General features: G+C 63.3%; 11 protein-coding genes. 10 read left to right on the top strand and 1 reads right to left on the bottom strand.

What is annotated here, in order from left to right; genetic code table 11:
* Positions 1 to 272 precede the first annotated feature (272 nt).
* Together M1P90_RS20075 and M1P90_RS20070 are read left to right on the top strand one after the other, a co-directional pair.
* A complete protein-coding gene (locus tag M1P90_RS20075) occupies positions 273 to 1,031 on the top strand; it encodes a Maf family protein (RefSeq protein WP_483697075.1) in 759 nt (252 codons plus the stop codon).
* Complete coding sequence (locus M1P90_RS20070; RefSeq protein WP_483697074.1) at positions 1,010 to 1,756, top strand: response regulator; 747 nt, start codon at positions 1,010 to 1,012, stop codon at positions 1,754 to 1,756. Before M1P90_RS20075 ends, M1P90_RS20070 begins: the two co-directional genes overlap by 22 nt.
* A gap of 68 nt (positions 1,757 to 1,824) precedes the next feature.
* On the opposite strand, the gene tdh is transcribed toward M1P90_RS20070, so the two are convergent.
* A complete protein-coding gene (tdh, locus tag M1P90_RS20065) occupies positions 1,825 to 2,859 on the bottom strand; it encodes an L-threonine 3-dehydrogenase (protein ID WP_483697073.1) in 1,035 nt (344 codons plus the stop codon).
* Between the two features lie 383 nt (positions 2,860 to 3,242).
* On the opposite strand from tdh, the gene M1P90_RS20060 reads away from it, so the two are divergent.
* The 8 genes from M1P90_RS20060 to M1P90_RS20025 all read left to right on the top strand — a co-directional run bounded on the left by M1P90_RS20060 (position 3,243) and on the right by M1P90_RS20025 (position 15,838).
* On the top strand, positions 3,243 to 4,916 hold the full coding sequence (locus M1P90_RS20060) for a GMC oxidoreductase (RefSeq protein WP_483697072.1): 1,674 nt from the start codon (positions 3,243 to 3,245) through the stop codon (positions 4,914 to 4,916).
* Between the two features lie 261 nt (positions 4,917 to 5,177).
* Positions 5,178 to 7,898 (top strand): bifunctional acetate--CoA ligase family protein/GNAT family N-acetyltransferase, encoded by a 2,721-nt coding sequence (locus tag M1P90_RS20055; protein WP_483697071.1) that lies wholly within the window; start codon positions 5,178 to 5,180, stop codon positions 7,896 to 7,898.
* Positions 7,899 to 8,440: 542 nt separating this feature from the next.
* Entirely contained in the window at positions 8,441 to 9,253 is an 813-nt protein-coding gene (locus M1P90_RS20050; RefSeq protein WP_483697070.1) for a 6-carboxytetrahydropterin synthase, read from the top strand.
* Between the two features lie 62 nt (positions 9,254 to 9,315).
* Positions 9,316 to 9,987 carry a GTP cyclohydrolase I FolE gene (folE, locus tag M1P90_RS20045; protein WP_483697069.1) on the top strand — a complete coding sequence of 224 codons (672 nt, stop codon included), beginning with the start codon at positions 9,316 to 9,318 and terminating at the stop codon, positions 9,985 to 9,987.
* Positions 9,988 to 10,113: 126 nt separating this feature from the next.
* Entirely contained in the window at positions 10,114 to 10,830 is a 717-nt protein-coding gene (locus M1P90_RS20040) for an SDR family oxidoreductase (protein WP_483697068.1), read from the top strand.
* Between the two features lie 132 nt (positions 10,831 to 10,962).
* Positions 10,963 to 11,298 carry a Rieske (2Fe-2S) protein gene (locus M1P90_RS20035; RefSeq protein WP_483697067.1) on the top strand — a complete coding sequence of 112 codons (336 nt, stop codon included), beginning with the start codon at positions 10,963 to 10,965 and terminating at the stop codon, positions 11,296 to 11,298.
* 327 nt (positions 11,299 to 11,625) lie between these two features.
* Positions 11,626 to 13,095, top strand: a complete 1,470-nt coding sequence (locus tag M1P90_RS20030; protein WP_483697066.1) for an O-antigen ligase family protein — start codon at positions 11,626 to 11,628, stop codon at positions 13,093 to 13,095.
* Positions 13,096 to 13,129: 34 nt separating this feature from the next.
* Positions 13,130 to 15,838 carry an ATP-binding protein gene (locus M1P90_RS20025; protein ID WP_483697065.1) on the top strand — a complete coding sequence of 903 codons (2,709 nt, stop codon included), beginning with the start codon at positions 13,130 to 13,132 and terminating at the stop codon, positions 15,836 to 15,838.
* Positions 15,839 to 16,019 lie beyond the last annotated feature (181 nt).

The raw sequence follows: 16,019 nt of genomic DNA, 5'->3' as shown, positions 1-16,019 counted from the left end.
CCAGCCGCAGTGCGATACACTTTACTGTGGAGAGCATCTAGTAGGAGGCAGTCTGATGGTAGTAGCAACGTGGCCGAAATGCCGTAAATGCTCCGATGGTGAGCTTATTCCGCTCTCCGATTATGGTACTGATGGAGCAACGGTAACATATAAGGCCTGGGTGTGTACGAATCCGTCTTGTGGCTTCAATTTGAAGATTCATAAGGGTAATTTGTACATTAACGAGCCAGTAAGCGAGCGAACGCCCTATCAAAATAACCATTAGTGTTTTGATGAACGACGAACAGCGTTTTGCGAACGAGCGCCAGGGGGAAACCTCTGGCGCTCGATTGGCTGGCCCGGCGCTCCGCCTTGTTCTGGCTTCGGCATCGCCACGGCGGCGCGAGCTGATGGGATGGCTGGGGGCAGTGTTCCAGGCGATTGCAACCGATGGCGAAGAGCGGGACGACGCGCCACCCGCCGAGCTTGTTGCGGCGCTGCCGCCCTGCCCGGTGCCGCTGGCCACCCACCCGACGCTGCTGGCGTGGCGGAAAGTGCAGGCGGCTTGCGCCGAAGCCCCCGATAGTGTTATCATCGGTGCAGACACGATTGTGGTGCTGGGCGGCGATGTGCTGGGCAAGCCGCGCAACGAAGATCATGCGCGGGCGATGCTTGGCCGGCTGGCTGGCCGCCAGCACACCGTCTACACGGGCCTGGTGGTCGCGCGACCGGGCTCCCAGACACCCGCGCTTGCCCTGGTGGCCAGCGACGTTCTGATTGCACCGGTTGGCGCAGAGGCGATTGCTGCCTATGTTGCTACTGGCGAGCCAATGGACAAAGCTGGTTCGTATGGCATTCAGGGACTCGGCGGCCAGCTTGTGCAGTCGGTGAGCGGCAGCTATACGTGCGTGGTGGGTTTGCCGCTGGTCGAAACTCACGCAATGCTTGTGGGGGCGGGCATTTCCGCCCTGCACGATCCAGCCGATGCGTATCGGCGCTGGCTTCACGCTCAAGGAAAGGAGCCGCTGCCATGCCCCCCCACCTTTCCATAAAGCTGCTGATTGTGGACGACCACCCGCTGTTTCGGCAGGGGGTGCGTTCCGCGCTGGCCAGCTACGAAGATATCGACGTTGTGTCGGATGTGGCGAGCGCCGAAGAAGCGCTGGCCTGGCTGGACGCTGCGCCGCCAAACCGCGAGCCAAGCGTGGCGCTGGTTGATTTGAACCTGCCGGGCGTGAGCGGATTGCTGCTGACGCGCCAGCTGCGCCACCAGTATCCCAGCCTGGGCGTGGTGATGCTCAGCATCCACGAGGGCGACGAGCACGCCTTTAACGCATTGCAGGCCGGCGCGGCCGACTACCGCTCGAAAGACGTAAACCCCAAGGAACTGGCCGACGTGATCCGGCGGGTGGCGCGTGGCGAGTATGTGATCAACGACATGGTCGAGAAGCCGAAAGTCGCCAGCCGGGTGCTTTCGCAGTTTCGCAACCTGCCGCAGGATTACGACGCCAGCGATGCCGATTTCGCGCTCTACAACAAGCTCAGCGAACGCGAGATCGAGGTGCTTGAGCGCATTGCGGCGGGCGGCAGCAACAAGGATATTGCCGACTCGCTGGGCATCAGCACACAAACCGTGAAGAACCACATTTCTTCTATTCTGCGCAAGCTCTCGCTGAACGACCGCACACAGGCCGTGATTATGGCGCTGCGGCGCGGCTGGATCGAAACGCCCGAAACGATTGGCGGCCTCGGGCCATCCGACGACGACGAAGAATAGCGCTTTTGTGGGTAAAGCAAAGGGGCTGGCATTGCGCCGGCCCCTTTGCTGTGCCCGCCGCTTCCTCGCTACGCGCTCCAGTCGAGTACAATTTTGCCCGAGCGCCCCGAGCGCATCAGCTCAAACGCTTCTTCGAACTGCTGGTAGGGAAAGCGGTGCGAGATCACTGGCGAAATGTCGAGCCCCGACTGGACCATCGACGTCATTTTGTACCAGGTTTCGAACATTTCGCGCCCGTAGATACCCTTGATCGTCAGCCCGTTAAATACCACGGTGTTCCAGTCGATTGCGGCGGGCGCGGGCATGATGCCCAACATGGCGATTTTGCCGCCGTGGCACATGGTGCCGAGCATGTCGTTCAGCGCGGCCGAGTTGCCCGACATTTCCAGCCCCACGTCGAAGCCTTCGCGCATGCCCAGCTCGGCCATCGCATCGCGCAGCGATTGCTCGGCCACGTTGACGGTGCGGGTTGCGCCCATGCGCGCGGCCAGCTCCAGCCGCGCCGGGTTCACATCCGTCACCACCACATGGCGCGCGCCAACATGCCGGGCGACCGCGGTGGCCATTGCGCCAATTGGCCCTGCGCCGGTGATGAGCACATCTTCGCCCACCAGGTTGAACGACAGCGCAGTGTGCACCGCGTTGCCAAACGGGTCGAAGCACGACAGAATATCGAGCGGAATGCTGGGGTCGCAGTGCCAGACATTGGCGACGGGAATGGAAATATACTCGGCAAACGCGCCGTCGCGGTTGACGCCCACGCCCTGGGTGTTCGGGCACAGGTGCCGCCGCCCGGCCAGGCAGTTGCGGCAGCTTCCGCAGACAATATGCCCCTCGCCCACCACCAGCTCGCCGGGCTTGTGGTCGGGCACGTTGCTGCCCACCGCGTCGATCACGCCCACATACTCGTGGCCGATGACCATGGGCGGGTGGATGGTTTTCTGCGCCCAGGCATCCCAGTTGTAAATATGCACATCGGTGCCGCAGATCGACGTGCGCAAGACTTTGATTCGAACATCGTTCGGCCCAACTTCGGGCACCGGCACCTGCATCAGCCGCAGCCCCGGCCCGGCTTGATCTTTCACTAAGGCCTGCATCATCATACCGCCTCGCTTGTAGGGTTAGGGCCGCCTCGTTGCGGCCAGCATGATCATACGGCATGGGCGGCGGCGCGGCAAGCGCGCGTGCAGTTTCCTGCGCGGGTGGTGCGATTTTGCTGCCAGCCTACGCCCTGCCTGGCGGCACAATGCCTTTGTAATGCACTAAATGTGGGCTTCTGCGCGGGCCTGGCGGCGGCGCTGAACTTGCGTGAACCCTGGTTTATGGTACACTGCGTCATGAAAATTCTACACCAACGCCACCGTTCCTGCGCCCGCTGGAATGTGGCTTTCTCAAGGCCTGCGCCGCTGTGTGGCGGCCAGCACCCTCAGCAATTGCGCTGCCCATGCGCGGCACGCCCGCGCACGACGGCAGAAGAGGAGACGGTATGAGCGCAACCAGCGAGACCTTCGACTATGTGGTCATTGGTTCCGGGTTTGGCGGTAGCGTGTCGGCAATGCGGCTGACCGAGAAGGGCTACCGTGTGCTGGTGCTCGAACGCGGCAAGCGCTTCCGCGACGAGGATTTTGCAAAAACGACCTGGAATGTGCGGAAATATATCTGGATGCCAATGGCGCGCTGCTTTGGCATTTTGCAGATCAGCCCGTTCCGCAATGTGTTTGTGCTGCATGGCGCGGGCGTGGGCGGCGGCAGCCTGGGCTACGCGAATGTGCTGATGGAGCCGAGCGACGAGCTGTTTGCCGCGCCGGCATGGCACCACCTGGCCGATTGGAAAGCCATTCTGCGCCCGCACTACGACACGGCCAAGCGCATGCTGGGCGTGGCGCCCAACCCGCGCATGTGGCCGGCCGACAACACGCTCAAGCTGATCGCCCAGGACATGGGGCAGGCCAGCACCTTCAGGCCCACCACGGTTGGCACGTTTTTCGGCACGCCCGGCGAGGAAGTGCCCGACCCCTACTTTGGCGGCGCGGGGCCGGCGCGGCGCGGCTGCATCCACTGCGGCGGCTGCATGGTTGGCTGCCGGCACAACGCCAAAAATACCCTGATGAAGAACTACCTGTATTTCGCTGAGCAGTGGGGCGCCGAGGTGCGCGCCGAGTGCGACGTGCGCGACATCCGCCCGCTGCCGGCCGGCCAGGCCGATGGCGCACGCTACGAGGTGGTGTACCGCAGCGCGACGGCCTGGCGCAAGGGCCGCCCGCGCATTGTGCGCGCCCGCAATGTCGTCGTTTCGGCCGGCACGCTGGGCACGCTGCGGCTCCTGTTCCGCTGCCGCGACATCACGCGCTCGCTGCCGGGGATTTCGCGGCGGCTGGGCGATATTGTGCGCACGAACAGCGAGGCGCTGCTGGGTGTGGTGAACCGCAGCCTGAAGACGAATTATTCCGAAGGAATTGCGATCACGTCGATCTTTAATGCCGACGACGTGACGACAATCGAGCCGGTGCGCTACTCGGCTGGCTCCGACCTGATGCGCTTTCTGTCTGGCCCGCTGCTCGACACCGGCACGCTGCGCGAGCGCCTGCTGCGCTCGGTGGTGGATATTTTTCGCCGCCCGGCCGACTTTCTGCGCACACACGTCCTGCCCGGCTGGGCCAAGCGCACAACAATTATGCTGGTGATGCAGACCGAGGACAACCGCATCAAGCTGCGGCTGGGGCGCGGCCTGACGACACTCTGGCGGCGCGGCCTGACCTCGCAGCCCGACGACGAGAGCAGCATCCCCACGTCGATCCCAATCGGCCACGCCGTCACCAAACGTTTTGCCGAAATGACCGGCGGCATCGCCTCGGGCACAATCAACGAGGCGCTGCTGAACATCCCAATGACGGCGCATATTCTGGGTGGCTGCCCGTTTGGCCGCGACGCGCGCGAAGGCGTGGTCGATCTCGATTGCCAGGTGCATAACTACCCCGGCCTGCTTGTGGTCGATGGCTCGATTGTGCCGGCTAACCCGGGCGTGAACCCGAGCCTGACGATCACCGCGCTGGCCGAGTATGCGATGAGCCGCGTGCCGCACGCCGCCGAGCAGAATGGCGCAAAGCTCGTTGGCGTCGCGCCGCGCCCACTGGCCACAACACCGACAGTTATATCTTGAACCTATGCGTTTCGATCCACAGATTACGCAGATTCCGCAGATATGGCTTGCTAATGCTCTAGTGCATTTTCGATTTACGATTTTGGATTTACGATTGTGCTGAGGCGCATACTGATGTTGAATGAGCGCGACCGAAATCCGCATCGGTCATTTGAAATTGCTCTAGGCATCTGTGTAATCTGCGTAATCTGCGGATAACCCTATCCCGAACCGCCAGAACCGCATCGGCGCGGCACCTTTGCAACAATAGGCCAGAAACCTATGACTGAACCAACAGCCCCGCGCCCGAGCCGCCGCCCGCGGCCAGTGAAGGTGTTTTTTGCGCCCAAGGCAATTGCCGTGATTGGCGCTTCGGAAGTGCCTGGCAGCGTTGGCCGCACCGTGCTGTGGAACCTCGTGAGCAGCCCGTTCGGCGGCACCGTCTACCCGGTCAACGACAAGCGTGCCAGCGTGCTGGGCATCAAAGCCTACCCCAAACTGGCCGACCTGCCCGAGCCACCCGATCTCGCCATCATCATCACGCCCGCGCCAACCGTGCCCGGTGTGATTAGCGAGTGCATTGCAGCGGGCGTGGGCGCGGCAATCATCATCTCGGCGGGCTTTCGCGAAACCGGGCCGGAAGGTGCTGCACTCGAGCAGCGCGTGCTGGAGCAGGCCCGCCAGGGCAATTTGCGCATTATTGGCCCAAACTGCCTGGGCGTGATGCGCCCAACCACCGGCCTGAATGCCTCGCTCGCCACCGGCATCGCCCGCCCCGGCAATGTCGCCTTTATCAGCCAGAGCGGCACGCTTGGCGCGGCCATCCTCGACTGGAGCATGCGCGAGCATTTCGGCTTCAGTGCGTTCATCTCGGTCGGCTCGATGCTCGACGTGGGCTGGGGCGACCTGATCGACTTCCTCGGCAACGACCCGCACACCAAAAGTATCCTGCTCTACATGGAATCGATTGGCGACGTGCGGGCGTTTATGTCGGCCGCGCGCGAAGTGGCGCTGAGCAAACCGATCATTGTGCTGAAAGGGGGGCGCACCGCCGCCACGGCGCAGGCGGCCGCCTCGCACACCGGCTCGCTGATCGGCAGCGACGAAGTGCTGCATGCGGCGCTGCGGCGCTGTGGCGTGGTGCGCGTAAACTCGATTGCCGACCTGTTCAACATGGCCGAGGTGCTTGCCAAGCAGCCGCGCCCGGCCGGCCCGCGCCTGACGATTGTGACCAATGCTGGCGGACCGGGCGTGCTCGCCGCCGACGAGCTGCTGGCCAGCGGCGGCGAGCTGACGCCGCTTTCCGAGGGTACGGTTGCCGCGCTGAACCAGCTGCTGCCCTATCACTGGAGCCACGGCAACCCGATCGATATCGTTGGCAATGCCAGCCCCGAGCGCTACGCCAAATCGCTTGAGGTGGCGATGAAAGACCCGAACAGCAACGGCCTGCTGGTCATTCTGGCCCCGCAAGCCGTGACCGACCCAACCAAAACCGCCGAGCAGCTGGTGGCGTTTAGCCGCAACAGTGGCAAGCCGCTGCTGGCGAGCTGGATGGGCGGCGCCGACACGGCCGAGGGCGAGAGCGTGCTCAATCGGGCAAACATCCCGACTTTCCCCTACCCCGACACGGCGGCGCGCATGTTTCATTACATGTGGCGCTACAGCTACAACCTGCGCGGCCTCTACGAAACGCCCATTCTGCCGCAAGCCTCCGAGCCGGTGTCGGCGCAGCGCGCGGAAGTGCGTGAGCGCATCGGTGCGGCGCGCGCCTCGGGCCGCACCCTGCTGAACGAAATCGAGTCGAAGGAACTGCTGGCGGCCTACGGCATCCCCACCGCTGAGTCGCGCGTCGCCGCGAGCGAAACCGAGGCGGTGCATCTGGCGCGCGAGATTGGCTTCCCGGTCGTCCTCAAGCTCCTGTCGAACACAATCACCCACAAAAGCGACGTGGGCGGCGTGAAGCTGCACCTCGACGACACAAGCTCGGTGCGGCGCGCATTTCGCGAAATTCGGGAAGCGGTGAGCGCGAAGGCCGGCCCCGAACATTTCCAGGGCGTGTCGGTTCAGCCCATGATTGCCGACGACGGCTACGAGCTGATTGTGGGCAGCAGCCTCGATCCGCAGTTCGGCCCGGTGCTGCTGTTTGGCGCGGGCGGGCGGCTGGTGGAAGTGCTGGGCGACCGCGCGCTGGGCCTGCCGCCGCTCACTACCACGCTGGCCCGCCGCATGATCGAGCAGACGCGCATCTACGCCGCGCTGGAAGGGCGCAATGGCCGCCCGCCGGTCGATCTTGCCGCGATTGAACACTTGCTGGTGCGCTTCAGTCAGCTTGTGATCGAGCAGCGCTGGATCGCGTCGATTGAGATCAACCCGCTGCTGGTGTCCGAAGCGCGCATCATTGCGCTCGACGCCCGCGTGATCTTGCATGACCCGAGCATCACCGCCGCCGACCTGCCGCGCACCGCGATTCGCCCGTACCCCACGCGCTATGTCGAAGAATGGGCCATGCGCGACGGCACGACAATTCTGTTCCGACCCATCCGCCCCGAAGACGAGCCACTGATTGTCGAGTTTCATGGCACGCTGTCGGAGCAGAGCGTCTACCTGCGCTATTTCTACCCCATGTCGCTCGACCAGCGCATTGCGCACGAGCGCCTGGCGCGGATCTGCTTTATCGACTACGACCGCGAGATGGTATTAGTGGCCGAGCACACCGACCACGAGACCGGCAAGCGTTCGATCATTGGTGTGGGTAATCTGCTGAAAGTGCCCGGCACGAATGATGGTGAGTTCGCCGCCGTGGTGGCCGACGGCTTTCACGGGCAGGGTTTGGGCACCGAAATACTGCGCCGCCTGATCGAGATTGGCCGCAACGAAAAGCTCGACCGCATTATTGCCGACGTGCTGCCCGAGAATCGCGAAATGCAGCGCGTGTTCCAGAAGCTCGGCTTCCGCTTCCGCCGCTCGTTCGGCGACCCGACCAAGGTTGAGTTTGATTTGTAGAGTGGAGAGTTTTGCTGACTACGGCGGCGCGAGGCTGGCGATATTCTGAAAGCTTCGCGCCTTCTTTGTTTTGCGCACCGCCCGGCCGTAAACGACCGGACTTCGAAGCGACGCCCGCTGAAGCGGGCTTGAATGAGGCAATAGCAAGCCCCATTCATGGGGCGTGGCTCGGTAGCGCGGCGGCTTAAGCCCCGCGCGCCACAGAAAAATCCGTCGCAATTCCTTCGTGGTGAAAGTTCTTTTTCGCGTATTCTGATATGCTTCTTTGCAACTTCGGAAGCGAGCAATCGCCTCCGAAGTTTGTTTTGTGGCCTGGTGTAACGTTTCGCGCGTCTGCGAGACTCCTCATATAGCGCGCTGTTTTCCGGCGGCACGGCCTGTGCCCTATGTCGCGCAAGTTGGCAGGGGCGCAGGATTTTCGGCACCGGCTCGGCGCGCTTGGCGTAGAGTGGCAGCGATTCAAACAGGCGAATGCGCACGTACATGAAGCAAGGCGGCTGCGCCACGGCAATCCCTGGCATGCACAGAATAGGTGGTTAAGAATGGTTGGAGCAAGTCGGCGATTTGATTTTTCGGCGTCGCACCGCTACTGGCGCGACGAATGGAGCCAGCAGGAAAATGAGCGCGTGTTTGGCAAATGCACCAGCCCCTACGGCCACGGGCACAACTACACGCTCGATGTTACAATACGCGGCACTCCCGACCCGGCCACAGGTATGATCATGAACATGGTCGATCTCAAGGCGCTGGTGAACGAGGTGCTCGACGGATTTGATCATAAACATCTGAACGAGGACACGCCCTACTTCAAAGAGCTGATCCCCACCACCGAAAATATTGTGCGCGTGCTGTGGCGGCTGATCGCCCCGCGTCTGCCCGCTGGCGTGGCGCTGGCGCATCTGCGCCTGTACGAAATGCGCGACCTGTGGGCCGAGTACGATGGCAGCGACGAAGCGAGTTTCAGCCGCTCGTATGTGTTCTCGGCGGCGCATCGCCTGCACTCGGCACAGCTTTCCGACGCGGAAAATCAGGAATTGTACGGCAAGTGCAACAACCCGAACGGCCACGGCCACAACTACACGCTGGAGGTAACTGTCGACGGCGCGGTCGACCCGCAGACCGGCATGGTGATCGATATGGTTGCGCTCGACGGGCAGGTGCGCGGCGTGATCGACACGCTCGACCACAAGCACATCGACCGCGAGGTGCCCTGGTTTGCGGCGCGCGCCTCCACCGGCGAGCATATTGTGCTGTACCTGTGGGAACTGCTCGCCGCGCGGCTGGAAGGCCAGCTGCGGCACCTGCGCCTGTGGGAAACGCGGAACAACGTATTTGAATATAGCGGGGAGCGGTAGGAATAGCGCATTGCAATCGGGCAGATGTGTTTTCAGCACCCGAACCCTATGTGGAGATACACATGACAAGCAATGGGCATACGAATGGCAATAGCACCCTGCCGCGCGCGCTCTTGGCTGAAGAAAACGGCCTTGTGCTGCCGGGTCAGGGCAAGCTCGAAGGCATGACTTTCGCCAGCAACGACCAGATCGAGGCTGCGGTCAGCACCATTCTCACGAATATTGGCGAAGACCCCGCGCGCGAAGGCTTGCAGCGCACGCCCTACCGCGTCGCAAAAATGTATGCCGAACTGACGGCTGGCTACCATGTCGACCCGGTGGCACTGATCAACGACGCGATCTTTTCGGTCGACTACGACGAGATGGTGCTTGTGAAGGATATCGACTTCTACAGCCTGTGCGAGCACCATATGCTGCCCTTCATGGGGCGCGTGCATGTGGCCTACATCCCGAACGACAAGGTCATTGGCCTGAGCAAAATCCCGCGCATTGTCGAAACCTTTGCGCGCCGCCTGCAAGTGCAGGAGCGCATGACGGTCGAGATTGCAAACTTCATCAACGACGCGTTGCACCCGCAGGGCGTGGCGGTGGTGGCCGAGGGCGTGCATATGTGCTCGGTGATGCGGGGCGTGAAAAAAGCCAACGCCAAAATGGTCACGTCGGCGATGCGCGGTGTGTTCCGCAAGGATGCCCGCACGCGCGCCGAGTTTATGAGCCACATCGATCACGATTAAATTGGCCAAATCACGGGATATTGCTATCGGTCTGGGCGAAGCAGGTGACGTTGATACGCATGTATCAACGTCACCTGCTTCGCCCGAACATCCCCCAGAATAGCCCATAGCGTATGAGAGGAACTTATGAGCGATCGGCAGCAGGATCGCGTTATTGTTTTGATCGGCGCGTCGCGTGGAATTGGCCGGGCCACCGCGCTGGCGCTGGCCGCGCCGGGCACGCATCTTGTGCTGGCCGCGCGCGATGCCGCCGCGCTTGAAGACGTGGCTGCTGCGGCGCGTGAGCGCGGCGCGAGCGCGACCGTTGTGCCCTGCGATGCCACCGCCGAGCCGCACATGCGCCGCCTGGCCGAAACCGCTGCCGCGATCAGCGGGCACATCGATGTGCTGGTGAACAGCGCGGGCGGCGCGCTGGTGCAACCCTTCGAGGAGATCAAGCTGGCCGACTGGGAAGGCGCGCTGCGCATTGGCCTGACAAGCGTGTTTCTGGCGTGTAAGCATGTCGCTCCGCGCATGGACGCGGGCGGGCTGATCGTCAATGTCGCGTCGGTGGCAGCACGCCAGGCATTCCCCGGCTGGTCGGCCTATGTGGCGGCGAAACATGGCCTGCTGGGCTTTTCGGGCGCCATTCGCGAAGAACTGCGCCCGCGCGGCATTCGCGTGAGCATGGTGCTGCCGGCCGCCACCGACACCGCGCTGTGGGATGCGCTGCCGGGCGAGTGGAACCGCGCCAATATGCTCCGCGCCGAAGACGTTGGCGCGGCGATTGCGCAGCTGGCCGCGCAGCCCGCCTACATGGCCACCGAAGAATTGACGGTTGGGCATGTGGCCGGGCGGCTGTAAATGCTGCCAGCGAAATACATCCACAGATTACGCAGATTTCGCAGAACTATACTTGAAGTGAACCAAACGTCATTCTAAAGGCCGCGCAACGCGAGCAAGCCAGATCACTCTGGCTAATAATCCTGCATACCTATGCCAACAGAACGAATTCGCGTCGCCGCTGTTGGCGATATTCCGCCCGGCGCAATGCGCTATTTCGACCTCGACGGCCTGCCGGTTGCGCTGGCCAACGCTGGCGGCACAATCTACGCCTTTGGCGACGTCTGCCGCCACGAAGGCGGGCCGCTTTCGGCCGGCGCACTGATCGACGAAACGGTGACGTGCCCCTGGCACGGCTGGACCTACAGCATCCGCACCGGCAAGGCGATCGTCCCGCCGGTGGGAATTCGCATACCGGTTTATCCCGTTCATATCGACGGCGACGATGTGTTTGTCGAGATCGACTGGCCCGATGAGCATGAATTTTAGTCATTGTTAGGACTTGCGCAGTTGGTCTGCTGAGCCTTTGGCAGAGCGGTACTCGATTTTCTTTTGTGTGCAGTTTTTCCGCGCGTAGCGCGGAAAAACTGCACACAAAAATGATCGTTTTTACCTTGCTGCCGCAGGCGAAAAGCACAGCGTTCAAATGCCAAATGCGCAACTGCGTAAGTCCTAATTGTTATAGATTCATGCTTGCCAGGGCATGTATAATATTTAGGGTGCCATACGTTTGTTTCCTAAAGAATACTATCATTTGTAGTAAGCTCCTCGGAGTAAGTTGCTTGATTCACCCGATAGTGATATACATAGGCAATTGTGAGTGCACTGCTTGACAATCGGCGCGCGCGCATAAGTCGCGCGTTCGAGCGCAGCGCGCTTGCGCGCAACGCCCTGGTGGCGGGCGTGGCGGTGCTGCTGGGCCTTGCCGGCGGTGCGGCGGTGGCATTTGCCCCGCCCTGGATCGCCTTTGCGGCCCTGCTGGCGCTGGTTCCCGTGTTCCTGGTGCTGCGCTCGACGGACGTTGGGCTGGCCAGCAGCGTCCTGATCGCCACGATCCTGCCCTTTGGCACGCTCCCTTTCAAGGCCGGCGTCACGCCAAACTTCCTGGAGCTGGCGCTGCTTGCTCTGCTGGCGATCTGGATATTGCGCCTGCTGATCAATCCCGACCAATCGCTGGAGCTGACGCCGCTGGGCTTGCCCCTGATTGGCTTCCTGGGCGTCACGCTGTTTTCCTTCATTCTTGGCTCCAACGCCAGCCCCGACTCTCTGACGCTGCACAACTACTTCAAGTTTGTGCTGGCGGTGCTGCTCTTTTTCAGTGTTGTGAACTGCGTGCGCACGCCCGCGCAGGCCAACCTGCTGATGCGCGTGCTGCTCATTGGCGGCGCGCTTTCAGCACTGATCGGCCTGCTGCTGTTTGCCATGCCCGACGCGCTGGCCGAGCGCATTCTGGTGGCGCTCGGGCCGATTGGCTACCCCACCAGCGGGCGCGTGCTGCGCTATGTCGCCGACGACCCGAGCGGCGTCGAGCGCGCAATTGGCCTGGCGGTCGACCCAAACAGCTTTGGCGGCATGCTTGCGCTGGTGGGCGCGTTCGCCGCCACGCAGGCCGTCGCCGAGCGCCCAATTGTGGCGCGGCCGTGGGCCATTGCTATGGCCGGCGCGCTGGGGCTGGCGACCTTCCTGACGCAATCGCGTGGGGCGCTGGGCGGGCTGATGGTGGGCGTGCTGTATGTGGCGGCGCTGCGCTACCGCAAACTCTGGTGGCCGGTGCTGGGCGGCATTCTGCTGGTGCTGGTGGCCTACCTGGCTTTTGGCATTGGCGAAAATTTCGTGACGCGCATCACCGAAGGCGTGCAGTTCCGCGACCAGGCCAACCAGATGCGGCTGAACGAGTTTCAGAATGCGTGGACGATAATCCAGCGCTACCCGGTGTTTGGCATTGGCTTCGGCAAAAGCGGCCCCGATATCGACCTGGGCGTGGGCGTTTCGAGCATCTACCTGGCGCTGGCCGAGCGCGTGGGCCTGGTGGGCCTGTTCTGGTTCCTGGGCTTGATGGCCGCGTTTTTTGCGCGCAGCCTGCCCGCCATGCGGCGAGCCTTTGCGCACGCCCAGATGGAACGCGGCGCGGCGCTGCTGGGTTTGCAGGCGGCAATTGCCGCTGCGCTGGCGGTCGGCCTGCTCGATCACTATTTCTTCAACATCGAATTCAGCCACATGGTGGCCTTGTTCTGGGGCACAATCGGGCTCGCGCTGGTGCTCGAAACGCTGCCCGAGCGCACTTGAACGCGCGCCGGCACCGTTGAGTGGAGGAAGTGCATTGATCCGTCCGAAGCCTTCAGCTAGCTCGTTTGGTGGGATGCTCACCCGCCGTTGGGTTGCGCTTGGCTATGCGACGTTTGCGCTGGCGCTGCTGGTGCTTGCGGCCATCCAGGTTGCCAACGTGGTTGGGCAGTTCCGCGTCGCCATTTTTCTGATCATTCTGGCGGTTGCTGGCCCGCTCACCGGGCTGATGCTCGGGCGCGGGCGGCGCATGCGGCACCGGCCACTGGCGCTGACGCTGCTGGCCGTCGATGGCGTGGCGGCGCTGGGCCTGATCGCCACCACCGGCGGCGCAAGCTCGCCCATGTGGGTCGCGCTGCTGCTGGTCTCTACCGCCACGCCGCTCTTGCTGCGCGGGCGCTGGGCGGCCCTGCTGATTGGCTCGGTTTGGCTGGTCGATGGCCTGTTCCTGCTTCAGGTGCCCCCCGCGGCGCTGGTGCCGGCCGCGCTGACGTGGGCGCTGCGGGCGGCCGGCGTGGGCCTGATCGGCGTGGTCCTCTACCGCGCACTTTCGATTGAGGAAGGCGTGCGCCAGCGCTCACAGCGCCGCGAGCAGGTGCTGCACGAGTTCCTCAAGGTGTCGAACCGGCTGCGCGTGACCAGCCAGCCGCAGCAGGTGCTGGAAGAAGTGGCGCAGGCGGTGCAGGCCAGCGGCAACTTCGACTGCGTGACACTCAGCCAGGTCGATTGGCACGCTGGCACCGTGGCAGTGACCATGGCGCTGGGCGCGAGCGGGCGGCGCTTGCGCGCGCTCGAAGGCTTGCAGCTGCCGTGGGACGATTTCTCGCCCTTGCTGAACGCCAACCGGCGTGCCGGGCAAAGCACCTACCGCGCCGACCAGCTGCCATTCCGCTCGATCCGCGGCCAGTCGCATCTGGTGCTGCCGCTGAGTAGCCAGTTCGCCGAAGTGCAGGGCCTGATGACGGTTTCGGCTGCAAGCAACCAGCAGGATGCGCTGGAAGAAGCTCTGCCGCTGCTGGAGCTGCTGGCGAACCAGGCCGCCGCCGCGCTCGATAACAACGCGCTCTACAGCACCATGGAGCAGCGCGTGATCACCGCCACCGCTACTATCGAGCAGGCGCGCGCCGACCTTGCGCTGGCCCGCGACCGCGCCGAGACGCTCTACCAGATCGCGCGCACGCTGGCCGTCACGCTCGATGAGCGCGAGGTGCTGGCGCAGGCGCTGACGCTGATTGCGCAGGCCACTGGCGCGCTGCATGGCGGCATTATGCTGGTGGAACCAACCGGCGGGCGGCTGGTGCTGCGCACGGCCTTTGATCACGAGCGCGGGGTTGTGGCGGGCAGCGCGGCAGTGAACGCGCTTGAGCCGGCGCACGCACTGGCCGGCTGGGTGCTTGCCAGCCGCGAAGTTGCGGTGATTGACGATTCTGCGAGCGACACGCGCTGGCCGGCGGGCGATGAATCGGGCGACCGCTCGGTGCTGGCCGCGCCGCTGATGCTCGAAAAAGAAGTGCTGGGCGTGCTGGTGCTGGTGCATTCCGCGCCCGCGCATTTCAGCGCCGAGCACGGCCAGCTGGCGCTGGCGGCGGCTGGCCAGATCGCGGTTGCGCTTTCCAAAGCCCAGCTCTACCGCTATGTCTCTGAGCAGAGCGAGCGCCTGGGCGTGACGGTGCGCCAGCGCGAAGAAGAAATCAGCAAGACCTTTGCGATCCTGCGCTCGATTGCCGATGGCGTGGTCGTGAGCGACCGGCTCGGGCGCGTGCGCATGATCAACCCGGCTGCCGAGGAGATTCTTGGCATTCAGGCAACCAGCTTCCTGGGCCGGCCTATGAACGACCTGCCCGGTGTGCCCGCCGATTTGCAGCAAACTCAGGCCGAAGGCGTGCAGCAGCTCCAGGTGGGCGAGCGGTCGCTGCATGCCCATTTTGCGCCAGTGCGCTCGGCGGGTGGCACGTGGCTGGGTGGCGTGATTGTGTACCACGACATCACGCGCGAAGTGCTTTCCGACCGCCTCAAGAGCGAGTTTATTGCCACCGCCTCGCACGAACTGCGCACGCCGCTCACCTCGATACGCGGCTATGTCGACCTGCTGCTGCTTGGCACGCTCGGCCCGGTGAGCGAGTCGCAAGGTGAATTCCTCAAAGTCGTGAAGAATAACGTCGCGCGGTTGGTCGAGCTGATTGACGACCTGCTTGATGTTTCCAAGGTCGAGGCGGGCGAGATTCGGCTGCGGCGCGAGCCAATCGACGTGTCGGAAGTGCTGTACGAAGTGGGCGAATCGCTGTACTCGCAGTTCACCGAGCGCTCGATCTCGCTGGCAATTGATGTGCAGCAGGGGCTGCCGCGCATCATGGCCGACCGCCAGCGCCTGCGCCAGGTTGCCGTAAATCTGGTGAGCAATGCGTGCAAATATACGCCGGTTGGCGGGCATGTGGACATAACGCTGCGGAATGGCGGCAATCGCCTGCGCGTCGATGTGCGCGACACGGGCGTGGGCATCAACGAAGACGCGCGCCGCTACATCTTCACACCCTTCTTCCGTGCCGACAACCCCCTGCGCGACGAGGTGGGCGGTACCGGCCTGGGCCTGAGCATCACCAAGCGTCTGGTCGAGCTGCACGGCGGCGAGATCTGGTTCGACGCGAACGAGGACGAAGGCACGACCTTCTCATTCACTCTGCCGCTCGATGCGCAGGAGTGGACGCCCGCCGAGTGGCTGGAGCGCGCCGAGCCGCAGGCCGCCTGATACGAACCACAGAACCGCAGAACCACAGAACCGCAGAACCACAGAACCGCAGAACCACGGAACCGAAAAGCAAGCAGTCGGCAGTTGGCAGTCGGCAGTGAGCTGTGCTTGCGAACCTGCAACCTGCAACCTGCAACCTGCAACCACATGTGGGTTTAGGGTATGGGGTTTTGGGATTGAG

This window comes from Kouleothrix sp. 19917 (genome assembly GCF_057073505.1).
This window is presented reverse-complemented; position numbering and strand designations above follow the sequence as displayed.

What these genes read in the sequence shown, in the direction of transcription:
- M1P90_RS20055 (WP_483697071.1), top strand. Translation starts at nt 5,178, where the DNA reads ATGACTGAACCAACAGCCCCGCGCCCGAGCCGCCGCCCGCGGCCAGTG.
- M1P90_RS20060 (WP_483697072.1), top strand. Translation starts at nt 3,243, where the DNA reads ATGAGCGCAACCAGCGAGACCTTCGACTATGTGGTCATTGGTTCCGGG.
- folE (WP_483697069.1), top strand. Translation starts at nt 9,316, where the DNA reads ATGACAAGCAATGGGCATACGAATGGCAATAGCACCCTGCCGCGCGCG.
- tdh (WP_483697073.1), bottom strand. Translation starts at nt 2,859, where the DNA reads ATGATGATGCAGGCCTTAGTGAAAGATCAAGCCGGGCCGGGGCTGCGG.
- M1P90_RS20035 (WP_483697067.1), top strand. Translation starts at nt 10,963, where the DNA reads ATGCCAACAGAACGAATTCGCGTCGCCGCTGTTGGCGATATTCCGCCC.
- M1P90_RS20070 (WP_483697074.1), top strand. Translation starts at nt 1,010, where the DNA reads ATGCCCCCCCACCTTTCCATAAAGCTGCTGATTGTGGACGACCACCCG.
- M1P90_RS20075 (WP_483697075.1), top strand. Translation starts at nt 273, where the DNA reads ATGAACGACGAACAGCGTTTTGCGAACGAGCGCCAGGGGGAAACCTCT.
- M1P90_RS20040 (WP_483697068.1), top strand. Translation starts at nt 10,114, where the DNA reads ATGAGCGATCGGCAGCAGGATCGCGTTATTGTTTTGATCGGCGCGTCG.
- M1P90_RS20050 (WP_483697070.1), top strand. Translation starts at nt 8,441, where the DNA reads ATGGTTGGAGCAAGTCGGCGATTTGATTTTTCGGCGTCGCACCGCTAC.